Source organism: Coriobacteriia bacterium, from assembly GCA_034370385.1.
Taxonomy (GTDB): domain Bacteria; phylum Actinomycetota; class Coriobacteriia; order Anaerosomatales; family PHET01; genus JAXMKZ01.
Genome location: JAXMKZ010000011.1, coordinates 87,602 through 111,838, shown reverse-complemented (window position 1 = coordinate 111,838; position 24,237 = coordinate 87,602). Strand labels below are relative to the sequence as shown.

General features: G+C 66.0%; 29 protein-coding genes and 1 tRNA gene. 20 read left to right on the top strand and 10 right to left on the bottom strand.

Annotation, left to right across the window (positions count from 1 at the left end; all coding sequences use genetic code 11):
* Nucleotides 1–39 precede the first annotated feature (39 nt).
* Nucleotides 40–231 (bottom strand): ferredoxin, encoded by a 192-nt coding sequence (locus U1E26_03370; GenBank protein MDZ4168683.1) that lies wholly within the window; start codon nt 229–231, stop codon nt 40–42.
* A gap of 192 nt (nt 232–423) precedes the next feature.
* On the opposite strand from U1E26_03370, the gene U1E26_03365 reads away from it, so the two are divergent.
* From U1E26_03365 to U1E26_03355, 3 genes are all read left to right on the top strand, one after another.
* Nucleotides 424–738, top strand: a complete 315-nt coding sequence (locus U1E26_03365; protein MDZ4168682.1) for a hypothetical protein — start codon at nt 424–426, stop codon at nt 736–738.
* A 181-nt stretch (nt 739–919) separates the two neighbouring features.
* The gene (locus U1E26_03360) at nt 920–1,393 is read left to right on the top strand and encodes a nucleoside deaminase (protein MDZ4168681.1); all 474 of its coding nucleotides are present in this window, start codon (nt 920–922) and stop codon (nt 1,391–1,393) included.
* A 61-nt stretch (nt 1,394–1,454) separates the two neighbouring features.
* Nucleotides 1,455–2,474, top strand: a complete 1,020-nt coding sequence (locus tag U1E26_03355) for a DUF72 domain-containing protein (GenBank protein ID MDZ4168680.1) — start codon at nt 1,455–1,457, stop codon at nt 2,472–2,474.
* Here U1E26_03355 and U1E26_03350 read toward each other — a convergent pair.
* Nucleotides 2,471–3,376 carry a metallophosphoesterase gene (locus U1E26_03350; protein ID MDZ4168679.1) on the bottom strand — a complete coding sequence of 302 codons (906 nt, stop codon included), beginning with the start codon at nt 3,374–3,376 and terminating at the stop codon, nt 2,471–2,473. The two genes, U1E26_03355 and U1E26_03350, sit on opposite strands and share 4 nt — an antisense overlap.
* A 91-nt stretch (nt 3,377–3,467) precedes the next feature.
* Here U1E26_03350 and U1E26_03345 point away from each other — a divergent pair, with 91 nt between their 5' ends.
* Nucleotides 3,468–4,631 carry an FtsX-like permease family protein gene (locus tag U1E26_03345; protein MDZ4168678.1) on the top strand — a complete coding sequence of 388 codons (1,164 nt, stop codon included), beginning with the start codon at nt 3,468–3,470 and terminating at the stop codon, nt 4,629–4,631.
* Nucleotides 4,624–5,394, top strand: a complete 771-nt coding sequence (locus U1E26_03340) for an ABC transporter ATP-binding protein (GenBank protein MDZ4168677.1) — start codon at nt 4,624–4,626, stop codon at nt 5,392–5,394. The genes U1E26_03345 and U1E26_03340 overlap by 8 nt, the downstream gene beginning before the upstream one ends.
* 15 nt (nt 5,395–5,409) lie before the next feature.
* Here the strand turns inward: U1E26_03340 and U1E26_03335 are convergent, their stop codons facing one another.
* The 3 genes from U1E26_03335 to U1E26_03325 are packed head-to-tail and all read right to left on the bottom strand — an operon-like array spanning nt 5,410 to nt 7,914.
* Nucleotides 5,410–6,105 (bottom strand): ABC transporter ATP-binding protein, encoded by a 696-nt coding sequence (locus tag U1E26_03335; GenBank protein MDZ4168676.1) that lies wholly within the window; start codon nt 6,103–6,105, stop codon nt 5,410–5,412.
* Nucleotides 6,098–7,237, bottom strand: a complete 1,140-nt coding sequence (locus U1E26_03330) for an ABC transporter permease (GenBank protein MDZ4168675.1) — start codon at nt 7,235–7,237, stop codon at nt 6,098–6,100. Before U1E26_03330 ends, U1E26_03335 begins: the two co-directional genes overlap by 8 nt.
* A gap of 5 nt (nt 7,238–7,242) precedes the next feature.
* A complete protein-coding gene (locus tag U1E26_03325; GenBank protein MDZ4168674.1) occupies nt 7,243–7,914 on the bottom strand; it encodes a cobalamin B12-binding domain-containing protein in 672 nt (223 codons plus the stop codon).
* 185 nt (nt 7,915–8,099) lie between these two features.
* Here U1E26_03325 and U1E26_03320 point away from each other — a divergent pair, with 185 nt between their 5' ends.
* The 8 genes from U1E26_03320 (at nt 8,100) to U1E26_03285 (ending at nt 13,374) form a co-directional block, all read left to right on the top strand.
* Nucleotides 8,100–8,390 carry a ribbon-helix-helix protein, CopG family gene (locus U1E26_03320; GenBank protein ID MDZ4168673.1) on the top strand — a complete coding sequence of 97 codons (291 nt, stop codon included), beginning with the start codon at nt 8,100–8,102 and terminating at the stop codon, nt 8,388–8,390.
* Nucleotides 8,365–8,811, top strand: a complete 447-nt coding sequence (locus tag U1E26_03315) for a PIN domain-containing protein (GenBank protein MDZ4168672.1) — start codon at nt 8,365–8,367, stop codon at nt 8,809–8,811. The genes U1E26_03320 and U1E26_03315 overlap by 26 nt, the downstream gene beginning before the upstream one ends.
* A gap of 130 nt (nt 8,812–8,941) precedes the next feature.
* Nucleotides 8,942–9,019 (top strand) — tRNA-Asp (locus U1E26_03310).
* A gap of 234 nt (nt 9,020–9,253) precedes the next feature.
* The gene (locus U1E26_03305) at nt 9,254–10,540 is read left to right on the top strand and encodes a diguanylate cyclase (GenBank protein ID MDZ4168671.1); all 1,287 of its coding nucleotides are present in this window, start codon (nt 9,254–9,256) and stop codon (nt 10,538–10,540) included.
* Nucleotides 10,541–10,577: 37 nt separating this feature from the next.
* Entirely contained in the window at nt 10,578–11,327 is a 750-nt protein-coding gene (locus U1E26_03300; protein MDZ4168670.1) for a PAS domain S-box protein, read from the top strand.
* Nucleotides 11,328–11,334: 7 nt separating this feature from the next.
* On the top strand, nt 11,335–11,736 hold the full coding sequence (locus U1E26_03295; protein ID MDZ4168669.1) for a hypothetical protein: 402 nt from the start codon (nt 11,335–11,337) through the stop codon (nt 11,734–11,736).
* The gene (locus U1E26_03290; GenBank protein MDZ4168668.1) at nt 11,733–12,182 is read left to right on the top strand and encodes a YaiI/YqxD family protein; all 450 of its coding nucleotides are present in this window, start codon (nt 11,733–11,735) and stop codon (nt 12,180–12,182) included. Before U1E26_03295 ends, U1E26_03290 begins: the two co-directional genes overlap by 4 nt.
* A gap of 190 nt (nt 12,183–12,372) precedes the next feature.
* Nucleotides 12,373–13,374: a L,D-transpeptidase gene (locus U1E26_03285; GenBank protein ID MDZ4168667.1), complete on the top strand. Its 1,002-nt coding sequence runs from the start codon at nt 12,373–12,375 to the stop codon at nt 13,372–13,374.
* 39 nt (nt 13,375–13,413) lie between these two features.
* Here U1E26_03285 and ppk2 read toward each other — a convergent pair whose 3' ends face one another.
* The gene (ppk2, locus tag U1E26_03280; protein MDZ4168666.1) at nt 13,414–14,238 is read right to left on the bottom strand and encodes a polyphosphate kinase 2; all 825 of its coding nucleotides are present in this window, start codon (nt 14,236–14,238) and stop codon (nt 13,414–13,416) included.
* 73 nt (nt 14,239–14,311) lie between these two features.
* On the bottom strand, nt 14,312–16,687 hold the full coding sequence (locus U1E26_03275) for a hypothetical protein (protein MDZ4168665.1): 2,376 nt from the start codon (nt 16,685–16,687) through the stop codon (nt 14,312–14,314).
* Nucleotides 16,688–16,842: 155 nt separating this feature from the next.
* On the opposite strand from U1E26_03275, the gene U1E26_03270 reads away from it, so the two are divergent.
* The 3 genes from U1E26_03270 (at nt 16,843) to U1E26_03260 (ending at nt 18,735) form a co-directional block, all read left to right on the top strand.
* Nucleotides 16,843–17,415 carry a cupin domain-containing protein gene (locus U1E26_03270; GenBank protein ID MDZ4168664.1) on the top strand — a complete coding sequence of 191 codons (573 nt, stop codon included), beginning with the start codon at nt 16,843–16,845 and terminating at the stop codon, nt 17,413–17,415.
* Nucleotides 17,416–17,668: 253 nt separating this feature from the next.
* Complete coding sequence (locus U1E26_03265; protein ID MDZ4168663.1) at nt 17,669–17,980, top strand: hypothetical protein; 312 nt, start codon at nt 17,669–17,671, stop codon at nt 17,978–17,980.
* Between the two features lie 5 nt (nt 17,981–17,985).
* A complete protein-coding gene (locus U1E26_03260) occupies nt 17,986–18,735 on the top strand; it encodes a YgjP-like metallopeptidase domain-containing protein (protein MDZ4168662.1) in 750 nt (249 codons plus the stop codon).
* Nucleotides 18,736–18,868: 133 nt separating this feature from the next.
* Here U1E26_03260 and U1E26_03255 read toward each other — a convergent pair whose 3' ends face one another.
* A complete protein-coding gene (locus U1E26_03255) occupies nt 18,869–20,041 on the bottom strand; it encodes an AI-2E family transporter (GenBank protein ID MDZ4168661.1) in 1,173 nt (390 codons plus the stop codon).
* A gap of 328 nt (nt 20,042–20,369) precedes the next feature.
* Between U1E26_03255 and U1E26_03250 the strand changes: the two genes are divergently transcribed.
* Complete coding sequence (locus U1E26_03250) at nt 20,370–20,597, top strand: hypothetical protein (protein ID MDZ4168660.1); 228 nt, start codon at nt 20,370–20,372, stop codon at nt 20,595–20,597.
* On the opposite strand, the gene U1E26_03245 is transcribed toward U1E26_03250, so the two are convergent.
* Nucleotides 20,574–21,263 (bottom strand): endonuclease/exonuclease/phosphatase family protein, encoded by a 690-nt coding sequence (locus U1E26_03245; GenBank protein MDZ4168659.1) that lies wholly within the window; start codon nt 21,261–21,263, stop codon nt 20,574–20,576. The genes U1E26_03250 and U1E26_03245 overlap by 24 nt on opposite strands.
* A gap of 1 nt (nt 21,264) precedes the next feature.
* A complete protein-coding gene (locus U1E26_03240; protein MDZ4168658.1) occupies nt 21,265–21,690 on the bottom strand; it encodes a hypothetical protein in 426 nt (141 codons plus the stop codon).
* A gap of 155 nt (nt 21,691–21,845) precedes the next feature.
* On the opposite strand from U1E26_03240, the gene U1E26_03235 reads away from it, so the two are divergent.
* Genes U1E26_03235 through U1E26_03225 form a run of 3 tightly spaced genes read left to right on the top strand, consistent with a single transcriptional unit; the run spans nt 21,846 to nt 24,199 of the window.
* The gene (locus U1E26_03235; GenBank protein MDZ4168657.1) at nt 21,846–23,207 is read left to right on the top strand and encodes a hypothetical protein; all 1,362 of its coding nucleotides are present in this window, start codon (nt 21,846–21,848) and stop codon (nt 23,205–23,207) included.
* Complete coding sequence (locus U1E26_03230; protein MDZ4168656.1) at nt 23,204–23,911, top strand: ion channel; 708 nt, start codon at nt 23,204–23,206, stop codon at nt 23,909–23,911. Before U1E26_03235 ends, U1E26_03230 begins: the two co-directional genes overlap by 4 nt.
* A gap of 30 nt (nt 23,912–23,941) precedes the next feature.
* Nucleotides 23,942–24,199, top strand: a complete 258-nt coding sequence (locus U1E26_03225) for a CDGSH iron-sulfur domain-containing protein (protein MDZ4168655.1) — start codon at nt 23,942–23,944, stop codon at nt 24,197–24,199.
* The last annotated feature ends 38 nt before the right edge of the window (nt 24,200–24,237 follow it).

Genomic DNA, 24,237 nt, shown 5'->3' with positions numbered 1-24,237 from the left:
CGGCGGGCAGTTCGTAGCCTTCAGGGAGTTCGTGCTTCGTCATTCGGCGAACGAGATAGCACCCACCGGACAGCCGTCCGCCGCCTCGCGAGCACACCCATACTCCTTCTCGTCAGCATCTTCCACGGTCACATGCGAGAACCCGTCGTCTCCCAGCCGGAAGAACTCAGGACATACGTCTTCGCAGTTCCCGCATCCGATGCATAGGTCTTGATCGACCATGGGCTTCATGTGGTCCTCCGTCTCACGTAGGTTGAACGGCATTCCATGTCGATAGTACCCGAGCCACTCACCGTCGATGCGGTTGGGGGCTGGGCATCGGGCATCTGCGCTCCAGGGAGTGACAGATCGTTCAGAATTAGTTATCCTGTTCACGAAACGGGAGTGAGTCCCGTGTTCTCAACGTGCAGGAAGGATCGTGACGTGAGCCTCAAGAAGATTGCAGCAATCATCGTCGCATCACTCGTTGCGGGTGTAGTGCTTGGCAGTTTCGGAATCGCCGGTGCCGGTACGGGCGGCGAGAAACTTCCCGGGGCCATGGCTCCCGCTCCGGCGTTCATGGCGGACGACTGTGGCTCGTGTCAGGTTGAGGCCGACGCTGCTGCTACCGAGTGCGGAAGCGGTGCGTGCGCGACTTCGGCCAACGCGCCGATGGTAGCTGCGCCCTCGGGTGCCCCAGCAGGTGGCTGTCCGAGCACGGGCTGCGACTCGGGCGAGTGCGGTACTCCGCCCCAGTAGCAGATCGTGAGCAGGAGTGATCCTGTGAAATGTTCCGACGGGGCCGCCTTCAGTTCACAGGGCGGCCTCTTCGTTTCTGTTCGCGCGTCGTGCTCGGCGCTACGATGATGTCCGCGTTCAACGTCGGGTACATCATCGACGAGGGACTGCTCTGTATCCGCGACACACCCCGGTGGTGACCATGCCGACGCACGAAGAGCACATGCGCGCCGCAATCGAGCTCTCCCGCGAGAAGATGAGCGCGGGCGAGGGCGGCCCGTTCGCAGCGCTCGTCGTTCTCGACGGCGAAGTGGTGGGCCGAGGGTGGAACCGGGTCACGAGCACGAACGACCCCACCGCGCACGCCGAGATCGTCGCCATCCGGCGCGCCTGCGAGCAGCTCGGCACCTTCTCGCTCAAGGGCGCCGTCATCTACTCAAGCTGCGAACCCTGTCCGATGTGCCTCGCCGCCATCTACTGGGCGCGCGTCTCGAAGCTCTACTACGCGAACACGAGCCAGGATGCCGCCGGTATCGAGTTCGACGACGCGTTCCTCTACCGCGAGATCGTGCTCGATGAGGCGCATCGTTCGCTCCCGTCGGAGCGGATCCTTGGCGAGGAAGCGATCGAGGTCTTCCGCGAATGGCGCGCGAAGCCGGACCGCATCGGCTACTGACGGCACACGGGCGGGCGGTGACGACCGGCGGGGTATCTACGTCTCAAGGAGGTGACGAGGCGTGGGCGACGTGGTGGTGGGCACCTGCAGCTGGACAGACAAGACGATGATCGAGCGGTGGTACCCGCGAGGGGTTTCGTCTGCGGAGGCTCGTCTGCGCTACTACGCGGCTCGTTTCGACACCGTTGAGGTCGACTCCGCCTTCTACGCTATCCCGAAGCGCGAGTACGCCGAGGCGTGGGCGCATCGGACGCCCCCCGGCTTCACCTTTCACGTGAAGGCGTACGGGATGCTCACAGGTCACGAGGTGGACGCTGCCGCGCTCCATCCCGATCTGCGCGACGCGGGCCACCAGTTCTCAGTGACGGCCCGCGGACGCGTCCGAGATCCCGAGCCGCGGATGGTGGAGCACGCCGCTGAGCTGTTCCGCGACGCCGTCGAACCGCTCGTGGAGGCGGGCAAGATGGGCGGCGTCTTAGTCCAGTTCCCCCCGTGGTTCACGGCGGAGGATCGGGAGCACCGCGAGCGGACGTTCACCGCCATCGATCATGTGGGAGGCCTGCTCGGCCCGCTGCCGATGTTCATCGAGTTTCGTCACGCGAGCTGGGCGGAGCCCCGCTCGCTCGATCGTGCCCTACGCTTTCTGACCGAACGGAACCTGACCTTCGTTGCGGTGGATGCGCCGCAGGTTGCGGGTGGCACCTCGATGCCGGCCATCACCGGCGTCACCGGCCGGTTCGGCTACGTGCGCTTCCACGGCCGCAACCGCGGCACCTGGGATGCGCGCACCGCGACCGCCGCCGATCGCTTCGACTACCGCTACGAGCCGTCGGAGCTCGCCGAGTGGGCGGCGCCGATCACCGAGATGGCGGGGGAGACCGAGCGCACGTGGGTGATGTTCAACAACTGCAAGTACGACTACGCTCCGACCAACGCGCGGCAGATGGCCGAGATCCTCGGCGATGTGGTCGCGCCTCGGGTAGGCGGCGTCGTGACGGGCGAGGAGCGGCCGACAGGTTCCGAAGATGCAACCATGCCGCACGAGCCCGATGCAGGCGAGCAGCTCGACCTCGGTTTCTAGCGTTCCACGAGGCGCGAGGGCCGCTGCTCCACGCGGGCGTCGCCTTGCCTGAGCTCGATCACGTGGATCTCAGGCACGGAGATGAAGCGCACCGGCACATAGACGACACCGACCCCGCGTGACGTCAGGATGGGGACGCCGTTCTCCTCGGTCCATCCCTCTCGGTATCGCTCGCCGTAGGCCGACGGCACCCACGGGGCCCACAGCCCGAACAGCGTCACCTGACCGCCGTGTGTGTGGCCAGAGAGGGCCAGGTCAAACGCTCCGGGCACCGCCTTCAGGCCCTCGGCGAAGGTATCCGGACTGTGGGACACGAGAATCGCGTACTCGTCTTTCGCGATGTCGGCTGCCGCCTTGGCCGGGTCCGGGTTACCAGCGGACTCGTCTCGCGTGCCGCCGATGCGAATCCAAGCGCCCGGTACGCGTACGCGAGCATTCTTGTTCTCCAGCAACGTGATGCCCGCGCTGGCGAGCTCCGAGCGAGCGCGATCGGAACCCTCCCATGCGTCGTGGTTTCCCAGCACCGCCACGATTCCATAAGGAGCTTCCAGGCGAGCCGCCTGAGGGTAGAAGATCTCGGCGCCGTCGGCGCCGCCTCCGACGTAGTCGCCGCCCAGGATGATGAGGTGGGGTCGCTGGTTATTGATGGTGTCTACCAGATGGGCCACGCGCTTCTCGCCAAAGAACGGCCCTGCGTGCACGTCTGACACGAAGACGATGCGAGTCCCGTCAAACGCGGCAGGCACCTCAGGGCTCGTCACGACCGTCGTCGAGATGGTGAGCAGCCGGGGCTCGATGAGCGCCCAAGCCAGCACCACAAGAATGACTGCGACGATCGAGAGTGACACCCCCAGGGCGCGTGTGGCGCGTCGGCTCATCAGGCGGCGTGGTGCGCGTGCCACAGGGGGACTCGTTCCCTTCGAATCGGTTGGGCTCGATCGACTGCGCTCACGGTATCATCTACGGAGTCGGGTGAACGCTGAAGGGGCTTGCTTGAGACTGCTACGCAACATCTTCCGCCGCAAACTGCGGGCGTTTCTCACCATCTTCGGCATCTCCATCGGCGTGTTCGCGTTGGTGGTCATGGGTGCGTTGGCCGAGAAGCTCACGCTGCTCGTGGATGGCGGCATGCGCTACTACGAAGGCAAGGTCGTGGTGAGCGCGCCCACGCAGTTCGCCGGGCTCTACTCGACGCCGCTCAAGGCCAATCTGCTCCGTGAGATCGAGCGCGTAGAGGGCGTTGCGCGGGTGTCGGCGAGCGTGTCGTCGCTCTTTGACGAGGAGATCCCGACCGTCAGCATGGGTAACATCCCGACAATCCAGGCCGACGACGGACGCTCGCGCGGCTACGAGACGTTCATCTTCAGCTACTCCGAGGGCCGTGAGCTGCGCAACTCCGATGTGGGCAAGGTCGTCATCGGGGCGGATCTGGTGAAGAAGCTCAACGCCTCGGTTGGTGGGCATATCGAGGTCCGAGGCGAGCGCTACGAAGTCGTCGGGATCATCGACAAGACCCTCACGGCCCCGGATACGTCGGTGGTCATGACGATGGAGGATGCGCGCCTCATCGTTCACGAGGACCTGCCCGACGCGGTGCGTGACGCCGTCAGCCCGGACACGATCGTGTCGAGCTTCGCCGTCTACCTCAATGAAGGCGAGCGGCCGGAGGTGGTGGCCAGACGCATCGAGCGCCAAGTGGACGGCGTCGACGCCATGACCCCGCTCGATTTCGAGAAGCAGGTCAAGCAGCCGCTCGCCATCTTCACCTCCATCATCTACGCGGTTGCGCTCATATCACTGCTGGTAGGCGGCTTGTCGGTGGTCAACACGATGACGATGGCGGTCGCCGAGCGAACCCGCGAGATCGGTGTGCGCAAAGCCATCGGCGCATCCAGCGGGCAGATCATGCGCCAGTTCATCGCCGAATCGGCCGTCATCGGGCTCATCGGTGGCCTCGTCGGCCTGGGACTCGGACTGCTCGTGACGGTGGGCGGCAACGCTGCCGGCGAGGTGACGGGCAACGCCATGTTCCTCGTCTCCAACCGGCTTGTCGTGGGCACACTGCTGTTCGCCATGGGGCTTGGCACGGTGAGCGGCCTGTATCCGGCGTGGCACGCGGCCAGCCTCAACCCGGTGGAGGCGCTGCGCTATGAGTGAGTACGCGAACGGCGTCGTGGACACACTCTACGGAGGCACTCCGCAGGCGCACACCGACGGTGCCTACATCATCCAGGCCCGTGAGCTCACTAAGCGCTACGAACTCGGGCGTGACAACTTCGTCGATGCCTTGCGAGGAGCCACGCTCGACATACGCCGCGGCGAGATGGCGGCCATCATGGGGCCGTCCGGTTCGGGCAAGTCCACCTTCATGCACATCGCCGGATGTCTTGACGTGGCCGGCGGCGGCGAGGTGTGGCTCAACGGCCGCCGCGTGGACGGACTGCCCGCACGCGACCTCGTGGGCATCCGCCGCAAGGAGATCGGCTTCATCTTCCAGGGCTTCAACCTGATCCCCACGCTGTCGGCTGAGGAGAACGTGGCGCTGGCAGGCGAGTACGCCGGCATGGGGCGCGGGGCTGCGACGGCTCGGGCCAGAGAGCTGCTCGAGATCGTCGGCCTCGGCGACCGCATGCGCCACGTGCCCAGCGAGCTGTCCGGCGGCCAGCAGCAGCGCGTCGCTATCGCGCGGGCGCTCGTCAACGATCCCGGCATCGTCATGGGCGATGAGCCCACCGGCGACCTCGACACGGCGACGAGCGGCGAGATCGTGGACATGATGCGTACGGTGAACCGCGAGCGCGGGACGACGTTTCTCATCGTGACCCATAACCCCGAGGTCGCTGCCGCGTGCGACCGCACGGTGGTCATGCGCGACGGCGTCGTGGTCGACGACGGCGACGGCACGCCGCCGGGAGCGTAGACGCTCGCGTGCGCGCTAGGCGCTCCGCACGTCCTGGACGAGCTCCCCGTCGCTGATCTCCAGGATCCGGTCGGTCCGCTGTGCGACGTTGCGGTCATGGGTGACGATCATGAACGCGGTCCCCGTCTCGGAGCTGATCTTGCGGAACAGGTCGTAGACGAGGTTTGAGTTGACGGTGTCGAGGTTGCCTGTCGGTTCGTCGGCCAGCACGACGGCCGGTCGATTCATGAGCGAGCGCGCGATCGCCACGCGCTGCTTCTGACCGCCCGAGAGTTGGTTCGCGTTCTTGTCCTCGAGCCCTTCGAGTCCGAGTAGCTCGAGCGCCTCGACCGCGCGAGCGCGGACGTCCGCTGGCTGCATCTCGCCCGCGATGAACGCCGGCATGGCGACGTTCTCGAACACGCTGAACTCGGGCAGCAGGTAGTGGAACTGGAAGACGAAGCCGATGAGCTCGTTGCGCAGCTTCGCGAGCGCCTTCTTGTCCAGTGACGCCGAGTCCACCCCACGGTACAAAACGCGGCCGGCCGTGGGCGTGTCAAGCAGCCCGAGCATGTTCAGAAGCGTCGACTTTCCCGATCCGGACTGGCCGATGATCGCGGCGAACTCGCCTTCGGTGACCTCGAAGCTCACCTTCTTCATCGCGTGGGTGGCCGCTTCGCCGGTGCCATAGATCTTGTCGAGCGCCTCTGCCACGAGGAGGGTCTCAGCCACCTTGGATCACCTCGATCGGGTCGAGCTTGCTCGTTCGCCTGGTGGGGATGATCGAGCTTGCCAGCGCCACGCCCATGCCGATGGCCGCAGAGCCCAAGACGAATGCCGGTTGCGGCGTGATGGTGAACGAGGCGCCCGAGAACGAGAAGCCGAACAGCAGGAAGTAGGCGAGAGCGACGCCGGCCGCCGACCCGGTGCCTCCCATGAGGATGGCCTGCCACAAGAAGATCTGCCCTGCGCGGGTGTCGGACAGCCCCATCGCCTTCAGAATGCCGATCTGGCGCGTCTTCTGAACGGCCGCGATGGCGAGCGTCGAGGCGATACCGAGGGCGATGGCCACCAGAACGAACGTCTGGATGATGTAGCTGGACGAGCCTTGGCTCTGCAAGGCGACGAGCAGGTCGGCGTTCTCGGCCTGCCATTCTGAGACGGTCACGCCGGAGAGCTTCGTGCGCATCTCGGCAGCCACTTCCGCCGACGCGAACGGCTCGTAGAGCTGCATCTGGACCGAGCTGTACTCGCTCGACGACCAGCCCAGCACGCTCTGCGGTACCGAGCCGTTGACGAACGCCTGTCGCTCGTTGAAGGCGGCGGCGCCCAGGTCGAAGATGCCCGAGACCGTGAACGACGCGCGCGAGCCGCCCTGGATGGCCAGGGTGATCGTGTCGCCGGGCTCCACTCCGAACTTCTCGGCGAACTCCTCACCGACCATGATCTCGGTGGAACGCAGCGAAGCCTCGCCGTTGGTGGTGCGCTCGGTGATCTTGTATATCCCCTCGAGCTCGGCCAGCGTGCCTCCGATGAGGTTGAGCGGTGCGGAGTCCGAGCCGTCCGTGAACAGCGAGCTTGCGACGCGCACCGGTACGACGGTCTTGGGGTCGATCTCGGGTTGAGCTGCGATCACCTCTTCGACGCGATCGGAGTAGACGACCGGGTCGCCCTCGTCGAGGGCCTTGATCGTGATCTGAGGCGCAGAGCCGATGGTCTGATCGACGAGCGAGGCCTGCAGGCTGGTGATGAGCGAGCCCACAAAGACCTGCACCGCGATGCCGACGGCGATGCCGCCGATGATGAGTGCGGACTGGACGGGGCTCGAGCGCAAGAAGCGCCAGGCGATGCGCAGCGACAGCATCGGCCTCACGCCTCCGTTCCGGGCAGCTCACAGGCGCCCGACGGGTCGTCGTCGATTCCAAGCTCGTGCAGCACCAGAAGGTCCTCGGCGGCCCAGTTGTGGTTGCAGGCGAACGCGGGCCCGCCCACGCCGACCTGGACGCCAGGCAAGCCGGCCTTCACTTCGTCGACGTAGGCGCGCAGGATCACCAGGTTGTAGGCGGTTGCGGCTGACAGGACGACGAGGTCCGCGCTCACGGCCCGCGCTGCGGCGACCACCTCGAGCGCGGGCGTGTCGGCGCCGAGGAAATGGGCGTCCCACCCGCGTAGCAGAAGCCGGTTGGTGAGCATGCGGAGTCCGAGGTCGTGCTGCTCGCCCGATGGACAGGCGAGCAGTACCGTGCGGCCGACGGGCGTGACGCGTGCGGCCGCGTCGGCGACATCGACCGTGAGCGATTCGACGACCGTGCGCACGATGCTCGAGGTCAGGTGCTCCTCCCAGATGCGCTTGGAGCCGGCCGCCCATTGGTCGCCGGTCGACACGAGCACGGGGATGAGTACGCGCGAGAAGACGTCGTCGAGTTCGGCGCGGCCATCGCGAACAGCTGCGGTGACGGCACGTACAGCTCCGGTTCGGTCGCGACGGGCGATGTGCGCTTCGAGCTCCGCGATCAGCGCGGTGTGCTGCGGTTCGGGCACGAGCTTCTCCCCTCGGAGTGACTTCCAGATTGTAGGTACCCGAACCCGCGACCGCCACCCGTGCCGCGTCACCCAACAGTGTGGCTGAAGACGGCGTTCTGCGGTATACACACTCTATACACATCTCCTTGGAGGCGCACCGTGTTTGGAAAGCGGTCGGCGAACGATTGGACGGGAGTGCCACGATGGCTCGCATGATCAGGAAGCAGATCGTCATAGACGCTGAGCGCCAGGCGGTGCTTGAGCGGCTGGCCGAGGAGCGCGGTATGTCCCAGTCTGAGGTGATCCGTCAGGCGATCGACGAGATGGTCGCGGCCGAGGAGGAGCGACGGGCGGACGCGAAGCGGCAGCGCGAAGCAGCCGAGTGGCTCGACGCGTTCTTCGAGAGAGGCCTTCCGCTGGGCACCGTCGACGCGGAGGGTAACCGGACATGGACGCGGGAGAGCCTGTATGAGCGCGGTTCTGGTCGACGCTAACGTGCTGGTGTACGCAGCGGACAGACTCGCCGGCGCCCGCCATCATGCGGCGCGACACCTGCTGGCGTGCTTGGATCACACCAACGCGGCCGTCTCATCTCAGGTCCTGTCGGAGTACGCGAACGTGCTGACGCACCCGCGCAAGTTGGCGAGAGAGGCGCCGACGGTCGCCAGATCGGTTCGCGAAGTTGCAGTTCGCTTCCGGGTGATTCCGGTGACGGCGGAGACGGTGCTTGAGGCCGTCGATGCTCGCGCCCGCTGGCAGCTCGCCTACTACGACGCCCAGATCTGGGCCGCGGCCGCCTTGGCCGGAGTCCCGGTCGTGCTGTCCGAGGACTTCGCCGACGGGCTTGTGCTGGGCCCGGTCCGTTTCGTCAACCCATTCGCCGAGGGATTCGTCCTCGCGGAAGTGCTGATGTGAAGGGCTTAGAGCAACGCGCGCCCGGTGCCGGACGGACTTGCGGAGGCGCCGGTTCTCGCGCCGCTATTGCCAACCCACCCTGCGCTCGGTAGAATCCCGTTCGCTGTCCCTACAAGGGCAGACGCCTTTCGGGGGTGTAGCTCAGTTTGGTTAGAGCGCTGGCCTGTCAAGCCAGAGGTCGCGGGTTCGAGCCCCGTCACTCCCGCCATAGACACTTCGAAGGCCGCCACAATGGGCGGCTTTCTTCTTTTCCGGCACCGCCACTTCTCGACCTTGTCTACAAGTCGTAGTCATCCTTCTTCGTGACGACTCCGTCCTTGACGGTTCGGAACGCGAGTATCCGCACGCACGTCCTCGGCCGGTTCGCGCGCGGCGCCCCCCAGCCCGTATCATGCGCACAGAGACCGCCCGTACGACGCACTCTGGCGAGGAAGGCCCAGCAATGGCAGAACGTGGCGGAGTGCTGGCCACCGATGGAGCGGCCCGCACGATCGTGCGTCGCGGGCTCACGGTTCGCTTGGCCCTTCTCGGTGTCGTCGTGAGTGCGGCCGTGTTCGTGGGGGTTTACGCGAGTTCTGAGGCCGGCGTCATGGACGGGGTGCGCCGTCAGGCGCAGTCGCTGGTGGACCTGGTCGTGGCTACCCGGCACTGGAATGCCATGTACGGAGGCGTGTGGGTGTCGACGGCCAATGGCGCAGCGTCCAACCCGATTCTGCGCGAGCTGGGCGTCGAACCCGATCTGCTCACGGAGGACGGAGAGACGCTCACGCTGCGCAACCCCGCGCTGATGACGCGCGAGATCTCCGAGGTCCTCGCCGAGCAGGGTGGCGCGACATTCCGTTTGACGAGCCTCGACCCTGTCAACGTGGCCAACAGCCCCGATGCATGGGAGCGGGAGCAGCTCGGCGCCCTTGCAGCGGGTCACGAGGCTCGCGAGACGGTGATAAACACCGCCAGCGGCCGCGTGTACCGCTACATCGTCCCCCTGACGACCGAAGAGGAGTGTCTCCGCTGTCACGCCGTACGTGGCGACCGCGTGGGCGAGGTCCGGGGAGCCATAAGCGTCAACGTGCCGCTGGCCGGCATCGACGAGCGCCGACGCCGGGACGCGATCTGGCTTGGGGTGCTGGTGCTTGCGGGCGGCGCGGCATTCTTGGGATTCGTGGATGCGAGCACTCGCCGCACCACTCGGCAACTCGAAGAGGCCGAGGAGGAGTTGAGCCGCCTCGCGACTACCGACACGCTGACCGGACTGGCGAATCGCCGCACGATCCTTGCTCGTCTCGCCCTGGAGCACGAGCGTGCGGCGCGCACGGGTCATGCATATGGAGTGCTGGCCATCGACATCGATCACTTCAAGCGCGTCAACGACATGCGTGGACATGCGTGCGGGGACGAAGTCCTCGTCGAAGTGGCGCGGCTCCTCACCGCAAGCGTACGCGGCTACGACTACGTGGGTCGCACGGGAGGCGAGGAGTTTCTCGCAATCGTCCCGGAGACAGACCGCGCTGCACTCATGCTCGTTGCCGAGCGCGTGCGTGAGTCCGTCGAGGCTGCCACGATGACGTGCGGCGAGGCGAGCTTCAGCATCACGGTGAGCATCGGTGCGGCGATAGCGGGCACCGAGGAGATGGTCGAGAGCGTCACTGCTCGTGCCGACGCGGCGCTCTACCGGGCGAAAGACGCGGGACGAAACCGGGTCTGTGCCGACGACGCGTCAGACGGGTAGTAGACTGTCTCCTGCACCTCTTCACGAAAGGAAGCGCGTGACCCGCGACCCCGAGAAGCCCGTCCTCAGAATCCTCGACAAGCTGCCGGTTCCCGCGCTGGTTGCCAACCCGGTCACGGCGAAGATTCTGTGGGCGAACATGCGCCTCGTCCACATGGCTGGCGCGACACGCCCTGACGAGATCCTCGGCAGCAGCATCCTCGACTACATTCAGCTCCCGCAGGCGTCCACTGCGCTTGCGGATCTGGCGAAGGTCGCCCTCGGACAGAGTCCCCCACCCGTCACCTACCAGCTGCGCAAACGCGACGGGCAGTTCGCGGCGGCTCAGGTGTCGTCCATGCCCATGATCTACGAGGGCCAGCTCGGGATGCTCAGCATCGTCACGGACGTCTCGGAACGCGAGTCTCTGTTCTTGAAGCTTACCGAGAGCGAGGAGCGCTATCGCCTCCTGCTCGAGTCGATGCCAAGTGGGGTTGTGGTGGTGTCTGGAGACGACATCGTCTACGCGAACCAGGCGATCGCCTGCGGTTTGGGGCTGGACTCCGCGCAAGCCCTGATCGGTCGCACCATGTATGAGTTCATCGTTGAGCCACAGCGCAAGGCCGTACGCAACGCGCGTCGGGAGGTGCTGATGACGGGCGCGGCGTTTCCCGCGGCGCCTGTGACGCTGATCCGCGCGGATGGCAGCCTCCTTGAGACCACCGCTGCCACCACGCGCGTTCACTGGGAGGGCGAGTTGGCCACCCAGTCACTCATGTATGACGTCTGCGTCACGCGTGAGGGGTAGTGCAGTAGTGGCGGGAAGCGGCGAGGACTTCGATCTGTGCAACCAGTGCGGGGGGCTGTGCTGCTGCCTGTACCTGGCCCACGATGAGAATGGCGCTTACATTGGCGGCGACTGGCTGCCCGCTTACATCGACGAGTGGCTCGCGCGGTTCATCGAGTGTGGAGCGCTCCTAGAATGCGCGTCCGGCGAGCATGCGCCCGGTGACCACGGCATCGCACCGCTCCACGACCCTCGCCTGAGTCATCTTCCGACGGCGGAGGGCGAGGCCTATCGGGCGACACTGCCCTCGTGGATCGATGTGCGCAAGTGCCAGTTCTGCCATCCGGAGACCGGGTGCCTGCTGCCCCGCGAGGCGCGTGCCCCGCTGTGCCGGGAGTACGTGTGCGAGCTGTGGGAGAGGGCGGGATGAGACTCATCATCGATGCCGATGCGTGCCCCGTGACCCGCGAGGCGATTGCGACTGCCCGCGAGCGCGGTCGCTCGGTGCTGCTCGTCGCGAATGCGACCCAGAATCTCGAGCGGTACGCGTCGCGCTCGGGCGTCGAGGCGATCCAGGTCAGTGGGGGTAGCGACGCGGCCGACTTCGCCATCATCGAGCGCCTTGAGCCCGGGGACGTGGTCGTCACGCAGGATATCGGCCTGGCCGCGATGGTGCTGGGGCGGGGCGCGCGAGCCATAGGAGTCCGTGGGCGCATCTACTACCTTGCCACCATCGACGCTGAGCTTGAGGTTCGTCACGAACAGGCCAAGCTGAGGCGTGCAGGCGGGCGGCACAAGGGCCCTGCGCCGTTCACGGACGAGGACCGCGAGTACTTCGTCGATCAGCTCGTTCGGCTGATGGACGCACCGGAGTAGGCGGGTGGAGGATCGGGGCCGCGCCGAGCGGCGGGGGCGGCTCTGGAACCCGTTTCCCGATTTGAACGTCCGCGGCATACATTTTGTTGTTGCAGGTGCGGAGGGTCTCTTGCGTAAGGCGCTGGCGTTCTGAGCGTCGAGGTCCGTATACTCCGTCCGAACCGTAGACACAACAGGCATGGGGAATCGAATGAAGCTCAAGCTCGCCCGAATCACGGTCGTCGCGCTGACCGTCGCCTTGGCGCTGTCCGCAGTACCTGCATTCGCGGCTGTCGTCACCGGTCCGGTTCCCCATGACTGTACGGTCTCCGGGTACTCGCTCAAGGGTCTTGAGCCCGCCGCCGCTCGAGCGCTCATCGCAAGCGTCACCCCCGCCGCGACGCGCATGCCGCTGACGTTCACGGCTGCCGGTAAGACGCTCAGACTTGCCCCTGCAGGCATGTTCAAGACCGATGTCGAGCGCATGCTTGCGGTCGCCTACGAGCCGACCACGACCGTCGGCTTCGAGATCGCACCCGCCTACTTCGTGAGCACATCGCTCGTCAGGCGCTGGGTTGATACCGTTGCCGCCAAGGCGGTCGACCGCAAGGCGTCCAGCTCTCGCTACATTCTCAAGAACTCGCGCGTCACGAGTACGCCCTACGTCATCGGCCGCAAGCTCGACCGCACCCGGGCGTACAGCGGCGTGCGGAGCATCGTGGTCTCCTCGCTTGCCGCTTCCGCTGAGACGACCTTCTCGCCGGTGGCCCTGCGCGTGATCGCGACCCGCCCCAGCGTGACCAAGGCCAACCTCGGCAAGGTGCTGCTCGTGGATGTATCCGAGCGCCGCTTGTGGCTGTACAAGAACGGGCGGCTTGAGAGAACCTTCCGGGTCGCCGTGGGAACGTCGGACCACCCCACTCCGCGTGGCACGTTCAAGATCATCGGCAAAGTGAAGAACCCGTCGTGGACCAACCCGGCACCCAGCGGTTGGGGTGCCGGCATGCCCGCCTACATCGGACCGGGCCCGTCGAACCCGTTGGGTACGCGGGCGCTGTACCTGAACAGCCCGGGAATCCGCATTCATGGCACGTCGAAGCGCTACTCGATTGGCACGGCGGCCAGCCACGGGTGCATGCGCATGCTGCGCGAGGAAGTCGAGGCGCTCTATCCGCTTGTACCGGTGGGCACCACCGTCTACATCGTCAAGTAGCGGGGCAGCGGCGCGATTCCGAGGCGGTAGCGCGGGAGCTTAGTACGCTTCCGGCACGAAGGTCTGCGAGTCGATCGGAGGCCGGACGTAGCCCTTGCTGGCCGGCTTGCGCGGCGGCAACTTGAAGGGCTTGTGCTCGATCTCCTCGTAGGGGATGAGCGACAGCAGGTGGCGGATGCAGTTGAGCCGCGCGCGCTTCTTGTCATCTCCGTTGACGACCCACCACGGTGAGTCCTTCGTATCGGTGTACTTGAACATCTCATCCTTGGCGCGGGAGTACTCCTCCCAGCGGTCACGGCCTTCGATGTCCATGTCGGAAAGCTTCCATGACTTCATCGGATCGTTGATCCGATCTTGGAAGCGGCGGTCCTGCTCGTCATCGGCCACGCTGAACCAGTACTTCACGAGCATCACTCCCGAGCGCATGAGCATGCGCTCGAACTCCGGTGCATCGCGGAAGAACTCCAAGGCCTGCTCCTCGGTGCAGAAGCCCATGACCCGTTCGACGCCAGCCCGGTTGTACCAGGATCGGTCGAGGATGACGATCTCGCCAGCGGCGGGCAGCTGCTCGACGTAGCGCTGGAAGTACCACTGTGTCTGTTCGCGAGAGCTCGGTGCGGGGAGGGCGACCACGCGCGCGATGCGGGGGTTGAGCGGTTCGGTGATGCGCTTGATGACGCCGCCCTTGCCTGCAGCATCGCGGCCTTCGAAGAGCACGACGACCTTCAGGCCCTTCAACCGTACCCACTCTTGGAGCTTCACGAGTTCGTTCTGCAGGCGAAACAGCTCGTCATCGTAGAACTTGCGATCGAGCTTGGTCTTCTTCGGTGCAGCCTCATCGCCGTTGCTTGCATGCTTGTTCATCGGGTCCTCCGCGTCTGATCGAGCGGGCGCTCGCCATCCCTCGCGTTGCTCTCCTAGGCTATCGTACTCCTACTCAGCGCACCCGCACGGTCAGCGTGCGGGACGTGCCCATCGCGTTCGAGGCCGAGCCGATGGTGCGGGCCCTGACGCGCGTGGCCCCGGTCGGTGGCGGGGTGAATCGTGCCGTCGCACGACCCGAGGGTGCGGCGACGGTGGCGATGCGCCGCCAGGTGCGCCCGTCGAATCGTTCGAACACGACCGACCCGCCGAAGGTGCGCGGTGACACGGTGCCGATCAGGGTGATCGGCGCGCCGGGCCGCGGGGACAGCGTGCTGGCGGTCAGACCTACGCGTGAACGCACGGAGATGGTGCGCGCCACCTCCGAGCCGAGCGAGTCCGAACTTCCCGAGTACACGGCGCGCAGTCGCGTGTTGGAGGCGAACGGAGGAAGCTCACCCGTGAACTGGCCAGCGTCGTTGACGCCGTAGACCGTCGCGGTCGCAACCAACCGCTCCACGGTCTCACCGTACGAGCGGGCCCAGACCTCGACGGTGCCGACTTCGCCACCCTCCACGCGACCCCAGAACTTGGCGGACTCGCCTGTCAGAGGGCTTGCGGGGTAGACCGTCAACTCGATTGCGCTCGCCTGCTTACTGACGGTGCCGCTCACCACGAGACCGAGCCGCGAAGTGGCGGTGATCGGCTCAGCGTCGAACCCCTTCCCGAAGGGATCCTGCGCCGATTCCTCGCCTGACACGTACGAAACGGTCAGCTCGTCATTCGAGGCGGTCTTCACGAGCACCTCCACGAGCTCGGCGAGGAAGCGAGGGTCAGGGGCGGCCTCAGGAGCGTCGCCGCCGTCCTGGCCACCCATGGCCGGTCCGGAGGCCGTCAGCTTGCCATCGAGCGGGGTCCCCTCGGGAACCGTGAGCGTGACCTCGACGGTCCGAGTTGCCGCCATTCCCGTCTGGCGAAGGCCCACGCGAACGGTGTTGTCGCCGATCTTGAGCCCGCCCGGTACCGACACGTCGACCACGCGCGCTGCATTGCGGGCGGCGCTGATTGACGAGGTCATCTCAACGCTGACGATGCGGGCCGGCTCCGCGCCGGTGGCGGCAAAGGCGGCAATCGATCCCGTGATGAACGCAACATCGCTGGCGCAAGCGTTCGGAACAGAGAACGCATCGTCATGGGCGTTGGCACGCATCACGACGAACGTCTCGGCACCGTTGGTCACCACGACGGTCGTCGTGGTCAGTGCGCTACCCGCAGCAACGGGTGCACTGTAGACACTGACCGGTGCGACCGTGGCCGCAAAGGGAACGATGCCCTGCCACAGAGGTGAAGGCGAGTTGGCGATGTAGGAGGTGAGAGCCACCCGCGAGGTATCGCTCACACCGGTCTCCGAGCGCTTGGCCACGCTCGTTACCACTACCTCGGCCGGGGCGTTGGGAGTGACCCCCAGGATGCCGGCCGCCCGATCCTGCGTGATCGTTCCGCGCAGTGAGCCAGGCGTCCCGAGCTTGTGGGGGAACGCGATGCTTGGCCACATGCCGTCCACCCACGCGTTGTGAAGATAGAGCGACGTCGGCCCCTCTCCGGTCAGCGGGTGACCGAAGGCCATCAGGTTCGCGCCATTCACGTAGGTCACGGTTCCGATGCCGCCGACCCAGAGGTCTCCGCGCGACGCTAGCGCGGCCACGGCCGCACCCGGAACAAACGGGGTAGTGAAGCGCTCGCTGCCGGTGCCGAGCTCTGCGGCAAGGGGAACGACGTTGAGGCCGGCCTTTTCGGCCTTCGCGGCGAACGTCTTGTAGGGTGCGGACTTGGGGCTTATGCCGCCGATATAGAGCGAGGCGAGGGGCTGGACGGCCACACCCCCGGTCGCAGCGCTCAGGGCGGATTCGGCCGCACTACCGCCGATGACGACGCGGTCGCGCATCCCGGCTGAGGTCATGACCGGGGCCGACAGCGGCAGCATGGCCGAGGCGGGAAGCGCCTCGACCGCGGACATCGCCTCGATCGGCGTGGCCAGACCCGAACCGCCCTTGGTGAACGTCTCGCCGTAGGCCAGAGCGCCCAGCAAGAGGTCGGTGCCACGGATGTTCACGTACACCGGGCTGCCGCTCATGCCGGCAGCGATGCCGCCCAAGCGGTCGATGACCGGGCCCTTCGCCTCGAACAGCACGAGCGCCGCATCGGGATCGAGGTCGTCGGTGGGGCCGCCGGTGACGGCGAGAACATCCACGGGAATCCGCTCGATTGCCGAGCCTCGTAGCACGGTCTTGAAGTAGCCCGGAAGCACGCCGCCCGGCGCCGCCGCCAGCTCGGCACGCAGAGTGGTGAGCCCGATCGCGGGTTCGGTGGGCGCTGCGACGGCAGACGTCGCCAATGCGAGTCCCAGGGTCAGCGCGGCTACGACGGCAAGCAGGCGGACGTTTCGGTACATGCGGCACCTCCGTGGGTGGGTCATATGCGTTCCCCACGGTAGCGCATATGCCTGGCGAAAGGGACTGCCGTAGCAGGCCGGTTGCCGTATCATCAAAATGTTGCGCCGAGCAGGCGCTCGTAGGACCGTTCGGACATCACGACAGGGGAGCACGCATGGCCGAGACCAGCCGCATCGGCGCCAAGATCACCACGCTTCGCCAATCACGGGATCTTTCGATCCCGGAGCTCGCCGAGCGTTGCGACTGCGACCCAGTCGTCATCGAGCAGCTTGAAGCAGGCGATATCGCACCGTCACTGGCCCCACTCATCAAGATCACGCGAGCCCTCGGCGTGCGGCTCGGCGCCCTCGTCGACGACGACACCCAGGTCGGCCCGGTGATCACGTGGAAGGACACGGCTACTTCCGCCGCGCGCGTGAAGGATCTCGAGACCGGAAGCGGCGGGGGGACGCTCGATTTCTTCTCGCTCGCCGAGGGCAAGGCGTCTCGCCACATGGAACCGTTCATGATAGCGGTGAATCCGGCAACTGAACGCGAGCTCTCATCTCACGAGGGCGAGGAGTTCATCTTTGTCTTGGAGGGGTCGATTGAGATCGAGTACGGCACGGACGTCCACACGTTGTCCGTGGGCGATTCGATCTACTACGACTCGATCGTGCCTCACCAGGTGCGCGGAGCGTCGCCTGCGCCTGCGCGCATCCTTGCCGTCGTCTACGCGCCGTACTAGAGAGCGCGCGCGAGGCTGCGCGCCGATCTGACCAGCGGCGAGAGACCGCACCTCGCGCTCGCCTTCAGGTCAGCCGGTCTCGTCCTCCGTGGGGGCATCGTGCCGCTCGGGCTCCCGAATACCCCGTAGACGACGGTAAACCCGGCCGCCGGGCAACGCTCATGACGCTATCCTCCCTATACTGGCACCGCGGGCCCGAGCCTCCGGATGCTCGCACGAATACTGCCCATCGGCAGAGGTGGAGCCTGGATTCATGGACAAGAACGCACCGCAGCGCGGCGTTGACGTTTCGGCAGTCCAGCTTGACCCTCGGTTGGCGACCCCGCGGGCGGCAGGTGTCTTCATGATCGCCAGTTCGGCACCCGTGCTGTCGATCTACTCGCTGCACGACAACCTCGTGCACCCCGCCTCGACCTCGCAGGTAGAGGGCGAGTCGGTGTCCTGGCTGGCCGTTGAGGGCCCGGGGCACCTGTCGGTGTTGTTCGATCGGCGGGTGGGCGATGCGGTCTGCGCTTTTCTGGCGCCCGTGGACCCCGTCGGACCGGTCGGGAGCGCGTCAAGGTGACCGCCGTGCAGCCCCCGAACGCCGACGCCGATGCGGGCGCCGCCCTGCCCGAGTACACCGTGCGCCGCAGCAGCCGCGCGCGCCGCGCGCGCATCACCGTCTCGCCGCGTCACGGCGTGGTAGTGACCGTTCCGGCGGGCTGGCGAGGGTTCGACGCGGCCGCCATCGTCGCAGAGCGTCGCGAGTGGATCGCCGAGGTGAGCGAGCAGTTCGGCGAGCAGCGTGCGCTGTGGACGGTCGACCCCGCAGAGCTGCTGCCGGACAGGGTGCACCTCGAGGCCACCGGTGAGGAGTGGGCAGTGCACTATCGCGCGACCGCGGCCACGACGGTGCGCGTGATCGAGAGCTCAGACACGCTCACCGTGAGCGGGGCCACGCAGGATGCGACAGCCTGCCTCGCGGCGCTGCAGCGGTGGTTGCAGGCCGCGGCGAACGAGCGCCTCGTGCCGCGCATCGACGAACTGGCCCGGCGGCACGGGCTGGTCCCGACTCGTGTGACCGTGCGCGGCCAGCACGCACGGTGGGGGGGTTGCTCGGGTCGTGGGGCGATCACTCTCAACCGCGCACTTCTGTTCTTGCCCGAGGACCTCGTCGCCGCGGTCATGGTGCACGAGCTCGCTCACCTTTCGCACCCCAACCACTCACCACGCTTCTGGGCGCATCTGGCGAAGCTCGACCCCCTGTGTGACGTGCACCGCGCGGCGATTCGCGACGCATGGAACCGCGTACCCGCCTGGGCCGAGCGGCGCGCGTAGCCGAGAGCGCCCGAACCCGGTTGCCTAATCCGGCGACATGCGCCCGAGCGGACTCATCGCGTCCTCGATCGGAGCGATCGCTGTGGCATCCGCCTACGTCTGGTTCGTCGGCCGCAAAGCCTAACGACTGCCGCTACTCGGCGGGTACCGCAGCTTCGCCGGCGGCCTGCGCCTCATAGGGCGCGAACGCGGTCTGGAGGCGCTTGCCGGCACTGATGAGCAGTGCGGCGATCGGCGCTGCAAGAGCGGCGCCCAACAGGCCCGCGAAGATGCCGCCGAGCATCGTCACCACCAGGACGACCAGCGGATGTAGATTCAGCGACTCGCCCATGACGCGCGCGTTGATGACGGTCTGCAGCACGTTCTGCGCAAGCAAGACGATCACCAGCAGTAGCATCGCCGCGGGAAGCCCTGCGGTGCCTAGTGCAACGACGAACGCGAATGCGCCGGAGATGATCGCGCCGAAGTACGGAATGTAGCAGGTCAGGAACGTGACGAGGGCGACGGTGAACGCCAGCGGGATGCCGAGCAGGAGCATGGCAACCGCGATGGTTGCCGCGACGACGAGCCCGGTTATGGTCGTTGCTCGGAAGTACCCACGCATCGCCGCCACCGCGTCATCGACGATGCCCTGGCCGACGGCGACCGGTAGGCCACCCATGTGACGCGCGATCCAATCCGCCATGGTGGGGAAGTCCGACAGCACGTAGTAGAGCAGCGTCGTGCCGATGAACAGGCCAAACGCCAGGTCGAAGATGGCCCCCAGGCTTGACGAGACTGCGCCGAAGACCGAGGCGAGAATGCCGGACGCAGCCGCCGTGCTCTCGCCGCTCGGCGCAGTGGCCGTAGACTCGGCCCCCGAGCGGAACCGCTCCATCATCGCCTCGGTGTTCCATCCCGCCGCCATGAGCTCCGCATTGAGTTTCTCGAGGCCGGCCATCACTTGAGCCTGGATCGCCGGCCACTGCGAGACGATGCCCTTGGTGGTGATCCAGATCGCCAGCACCACGATGACTGCGAGCAGCCCCAGTACGATGCCAGCCGCAGCTGCTTTTGAGAGTCCTCGAGCCGTGAGCTTCTCGCACAAGGGATAGGCGACCATTCCGATCACCATGGCCAGCAGCAGAGGGATGGAGATGCTTGCGCTTGTCTGGAAGAGCCATGCGAATACGGCCAGCGCGCCGGCACACCCGACGATCAGCCAGCCGCTGATGCCTCCGGTCATGAGCCAACCGGGGATGGCAGACGGGGCAAGCTCCGATATCTGGCTACCGGCGTTGCGGATTCGATCGGTCAATGATGGCATTTCGTCTCCCGGGTCGGGGCCTTCAGCGTACTCAGAGCAAGTTGGACGCGAGCCGGCATGACGCGTTTCTCAGGAGCCTCGAAGCAGACCAGCTCTTCACCATCTCGAGTGTGATCTCTTCGCATTCTGCCATATCGTCGAGGTAGAGAGCCGACCTCGTCCCCGCGGCGGAAGACGCGGGCTACAAGCTCGGTGATGTGTCTCTTGTCGCCACTTCCGGCGTGAAGCTTGGCATGATCGCGGCCCAGGTAACTGCTGCCGGAGAGCAGGCGGGAGAAGGCGGGCCGGTCGCGCTCGCAGTAGCGATGAGCGAGCTGGAGCGGGCGCCTTGGTTGGCAACTTCGTGGCCAAGGAGATGAAGATCGCCATCGACGAGGATGCCTATCAGACGAAGAAGGCCATCGACGAGGCTGTCAAGGAAGCGACGGCCGAGCCGAGTAGGGTCTGCGCATTCGTTCGCGCACGGCGAGACAACCGAAGGCCCCGGTCCGCATCGGTCCGGGGCCTTCGTCATGCACGCGGTCCGGGGCGCTCAGGCGGGCACTTGGTCCCGTAGGCGGACATCCGCAACAAGGGGCAGATGGTCCGAAGCGAACGAAGGCCAGGCCACGAGCTTGAGGAGCTCCCAGTGTTCGCTCAGCCCTACGTGGTCGAGCGCGCGGAAGGGCAGAACGGACGGGTACGTCCTCGGAGGATCGGCGCTGAAGGACAGGCGCCGAGAGAGCGGATCAAGCTCGCCGTAGAGGCAGTTGAAGTCACCCACCAGTATCAGGGGCACGTCACGCGGAAGCTCTTCGGCCAGCAGTTCCAGCTGCTGGCTGCGCGTCTGGCGATGCAGGCTCAGGTGGGTCACTCCGAACACGAAGCGGGTGCCCGCTACTTCGACATCGGCCAGCAGGCACCCCCGCGCTTCGCGTCGGCCCCCCAGGGACAGGAGTTCGATGCCGTGCGTGCGCCCTGATGACAGCACCAGGTTGCCGATGCCCCCGGCCAACGTGGTGTGGGTCTCGTGGAAGTGGCCCTGCAGTCCCGTCAGTGCGGCCAGCAGCTTCGGTTGATCGAACGATCGGAACTTCCACACCTCTTGGAGACCCGCGACCGAAGGTGCGATTGCGGCGATGGCACGCGCCGTGCGTGCGTTTGAAGGCAGACTGACCACGCCCTGTGCGTGCCGGACGTTGTAGGACAGGATTCTGATGCTGACTGCTGACTCGTCGCTCACGTCAGCTGAGTGCGGCTTCGAGCTTGGCGATGGCGGCGGCTTCGTTTGGGCCCACTCCGTCTACGGCCTCAGCCGTCGCTCGCGCCAATCCGAGGATGAACTCCGCGAACGCCGCAGTATCGCCGACGTCCTTGGATGCAACAAGCGCGGCAGCCTCGCTGACCCGGGAGCTCACCTCGCCGGCCAGATCGGCCGGGTTGCCTGACAGACGCTCGTCCTTCTTGAGCTTCAGGTCGCCCGCAAGATCCCTCACCAGCAGGCAGTCCGCAGAGGACTTCTGCGCAGCGATGTACTTGGCCGCTCCGCTGGCCTCTTTGAACGAGTCCCAGAAGCCGGGATCGGCCATGGTGAGAAACGTCATCGTGCCGCTGACGGCCCACTGCAGGATCTGCCACTCGTCGTCGCTGTATGCGGCCCGCGTTGCCATGTTTCGCTCCTTCTCATCGTTCGGTGGTCGGAGGGGATTCGGCGGGAGCATCATCCATCCTCACCACAGATAGTACCGATTCTAGCGACTGGGTATTCTCCCGGCGGGGGTACATTCCACCCAACGCACGAATCAGACGCGAAGATAGGGAGCACATGCCTGAGAACGGCGATGCGGTGAAGCAGCCGGAGGACGCATTTGCTGTCGTGTCCGATGCCGCCGCGCTGCAGGCACGGGTCGAGCAGCTCGAGGCGGAGAACGCACAGCTGCGCCAGAAGACCATCGCGCCGACCGCCGCCCCTCGTTCGGGTCGCGGACGTAACGCGGGCGCGATAGTCATGGCACTCGTCGCGGCGCTACTCATTTCAGCATCGGTGCCCGCCGTGTGGCTGAACCGCATGATGACCGACACCGACGTCTTTGTGGCGACGATGGCACCTCTGGCACAGGATGCCGACATCCAGAACGCCGTGGCCACCAAAGCCTCCGAGGCGATCATCGAACAGCTCGATGCGGTGAACCGCATCAGGCCGCTACTGCCAGAGGAGCTGCAGCTCATCGCCACGCCGGTGGCGCAGGCGGTGAACGGATTCATCGAGAAGCAGGCGTACGCCCTCGTCCGGTCCGAGCAGTTCGCTGTGGCCTGGGAGAGGATCATCCGCGCGAGCCATAAGGCCATCATCACGGCCGTGACCGGGCGTGACACCGGCGCGTTCGGTGCCAAGGCCGGCGTGTTCACCCTCGACGTCGGTACGCTGGCTGATGAGATCAGGGCCCGGCTTCAGGCGGCGGGCATGGACTTCGTCGCGAACATTCCGACCTCAGCCATCGACAAACAGATCGTGCTGTACGAGTCACCCGTGCTTGCACAGATGACACCGGCCTTCGACCTGCTGTCGCGCGTCGCGTTCTGGCTGCCACCCCTAGGGCTGGCGCTCGCCGGCGGTGCTGTCGCGCTCGCGATCGATCGGCGCAAAGTCATTCTATGGCTGGGCGGAGGACTCACGCTTGCCGCGATTCTGCCGTTGCAGGCGTTCCTCCTCGGCCAGACCTACGTCGCGGGTCAGCTCTATCAGCTGAGTGCGATTCCCGAGCCGGCTGCGCAGGCGGCCTTTGAGATCATCTTCCGCGATCTGGTGACCTCCGATCGCAGCGTCGCGGCGCTCGGCATCGTGCTGTTTCTCGGCGCGCTGGCGGCAGGGCCCGCTCGTTGGGCGGTGGCGGTTCGCACAGGTCTGTCAGGCGGCATCGCCGGAGTGGCCTCGCACCTTGAGCTGGGGCGTTTCGGCGAGTGGGTGAGCGCACGCAAGCACGGCCTTCGCTGGACGGGTGCCGGTTTGCTGCTGGCACTGCTGCTGGTCCTGCCCGCGCCTCGGACGGTCGCAAGCATCGTCACTCTCGGAGTTCTGTTCGTCGTGTGGGTGCTGCTGGTGGAGTTGTTCGGCGCTTCTCCGGTGCAGGGGCCTATCGCCGATGGCGGCGTTGCCGAAGCCGACGATGCGGAACCGGTGGCGTGACAGTGCCCATGTTCGATGAGATTCCGTTGGCCACCGAGCAACGGCGCGTTCGTGATGCCTACGGGTTCTCGTTTGCGCTCGTTCTTCTGGCCACGCTGGGGCTGATCGCGGCAGGTTCACCGATGGTGTCACCCATGGCGCTTCTCGCCGTCGTGATGCAGTTCGGTGCCCTACTCATCACGTTGCGCGTCTCGGGCTTCCACCACCGCTGGGGTCGCGGCGTTGCCCTTGGTGTCGCCCTTGTGGTTCTGGCGTCCGTCATCGGGGGGCCGCTCATCTTCGAGAGCGGCCGGTTCGTCGCGCTCGGAGGCTGGATCGTCCTGCTCGCGATCACCGTGTTCGCCATCGCACGTCGCCTGGTCACCTACACCGAGGTGACCATCCCGCTGCTGATGGGCTTGCTTGTGATCTACATGCTGATCGGGTTGATGTTCGCCGGGGGCTACCAACTTGCAGATCTGTTGTCCCCGCCGGGGATGAAGCCTGAAGGTCAGGGCATCTCGGGAGCGATCTACTTCAGCTTCATCACGCTGGCGACCCTGGGCTACGGCGATGTCACGCCCGCGAACAACGTGGTGCGCGCGCTGGCTGTCGCTGAAGCGCTCGTGGGGCAGCTGTATCTTGTCAGTGTCGTTTCCCTGGCCGTGAGCCGCTTACGGTATCGGCGCCCCGCCGAGACGGTGGAACAGCCGGACCAAGAGTAGATTCGACACCCGGACGAGAGGAGTGCCGAGATGGCAGACGCCAAGGGCAAGCTCTTCAAGCACCATAAGAGCAAAGACGGCTATCCGCTTGTGCTGAAGCTCGATCGCGGCACGTACAAGTGGTGCGGCTGTGGTAAGACCAAGAAGGTGCCGTGGTGTGATGGGACGTGCAAGGGCGGGAAGCCGGTCCGCTTCGAGATGAAGAAGAAGCAGACCGTGCAGATCTGCAACTGCGGACTCACCAAGACGCCTCCGTACTGCGACGGGAAGTCACACAAGAAGGCGTAGGCGTCAGGCGACACCTGCCCGGTAATCCGGACACATGG

What these genes read in the sequence shown, in the direction of transcription:
- U1E26_03370 (MDZ4168683.1), bottom strand. Translation starts at nt 231, where the DNA reads ATGAAGCCCATGGTCGATCAAGACCTATGCATCGGATGCGGGAACTGC.
- U1E26_03360 (MDZ4168681.1), top strand. Translation starts at nt 920, where the DNA reads ATGCCGACGCACGAAGAGCACATGCGCGCCGCAATCGAGCTCTCCCGC.
- U1E26_03340 (MDZ4168677.1), top strand. Translation starts at nt 4,624, where the DNA reads ATGAGTGAGTACGCGAACGGCGTCGTGGACACACTCTACGGAGGCACT.
- U1E26_03330 (MDZ4168675.1), bottom strand. Translation starts at nt 7,237, where the DNA reads ATGCTGTCGCTGCGCATCGCCTGGCGCTTCTTGCGCTCGAGCCCCGTC.
- U1E26_03320 (MDZ4168673.1), top strand. Translation starts at nt 8,100, where the DNA reads ATGGCTCGCATGATCAGGAAGCAGATCGTCATAGACGCTGAGCGCCAG.
- U1E26_03315 (MDZ4168672.1), top strand. Translation starts at nt 8,365, where the DNA reads ATGAGCGCGGTTCTGGTCGACGCTAACGTGCTGGTGTACGCAGCGGAC.
- U1E26_03305 (MDZ4168671.1), top strand. Translation starts at nt 9,254, where the DNA reads ATGGCAGAACGTGGCGGAGTGCTGGCCACCGATGGAGCGGCCCGCACG.
- U1E26_03290 (MDZ4168668.1), top strand. Translation starts at nt 11,733, where the DNA reads ATGAGACTCATCATCGATGCCGATGCGTGCCCCGTGACCCGCGAGGCG.
- U1E26_03285 (MDZ4168667.1), top strand. Translation starts at nt 12,373, where the DNA reads ATGAAGCTCAAGCTCGCCCGAATCACGGTCGTCGCGCTGACCGTCGCC.
- ppk2 (MDZ4168666.1), bottom strand. Translation starts at nt 14,238, where the DNA reads ATGAACAAGCATGCAAGCAACGGCGATGAGGCTGCACCGAAGAAGACC.
- U1E26_03275 (MDZ4168665.1), bottom strand. Translation starts at nt 16,687, where the DNA reads ATGTACCGAAACGTCCGCCTGCTTGCCGTCGTAGCCGCGCTGACCCTG.
- U1E26_03270 (MDZ4168664.1), top strand. Translation starts at nt 16,843, where the DNA reads ATGGCCGAGACCAGCCGCATCGGCGCCAAGATCACCACGCTTCGCCAA.
- U1E26_03265 (MDZ4168663.1), top strand. Translation starts at nt 17,669, where the DNA reads ATGGACAAGAACGCACCGCAGCGCGGCGTTGACGTTTCGGCAGTCCAG.
- U1E26_03255 (MDZ4168661.1), bottom strand. Translation starts at nt 20,041, where the DNA reads ATGCCATCATTGACCGATCGAATCCGCAACGCCGGTAGCCAGATATCG.
- U1E26_03240 (MDZ4168658.1), bottom strand. Translation starts at nt 21,690, where the DNA reads ATGGCAACGCGGGCCGCATACAGCGACGACGAGTGGCAGATCCTGCAG.
- U1E26_03235 (MDZ4168657.1), top strand. Translation starts at nt 21,846, where the DNA reads ATGCCTGAGAACGGCGATGCGGTGAAGCAGCCGGAGGACGCATTTGCT.
- U1E26_03225 (MDZ4168655.1), top strand. Translation starts at nt 23,942, where the DNA reads ATGGCAGACGCCAAGGGCAAGCTCTTCAAGCACCATAAGAGCAAAGAC.